A 203-nucleotide genomic window follows, 5' to 3' on the forward strand; every position below is an offset into this window, starting at 1 on the left:
GATACGGGCGCACCTTCGGTGACCATCAACGATAACACCACCAATGACAGCACCCCAGCCTTGACCGGCACCATAGATGATCCAGAGGCGAGCATAGTGGTAACCGTTGAGGGTGTGGATTACGCCGCCACTAACAATGGCGACGGCACCTGGACCTTGGTGGACGACACCTTACCAGCGCTTATGGACGGAAGCTACCAGGG

Annotated in this window: 1 protein-coding gene; it reads left to right on the forward strand. The window is 57.6% G+C overall.

Features of this window, described 5'->3' with window-relative positions:
* Nucleotides 1-203 (forward strand): Ig-like domain-containing protein (locus C2M17_RS08660; RefSeq protein WP_233997949.1); only part of this gene is annotated, 203 nt, incomplete at both ends.

It is taken from the genome of Pseudoalteromonas sp. T1lg10, assembly GCF_002964545.1.
Lineage (GTDB): Bacteria > Pseudomonadota > Gammaproteobacteria > Enterobacterales > Alteromonadaceae > Pseudoalteromonas.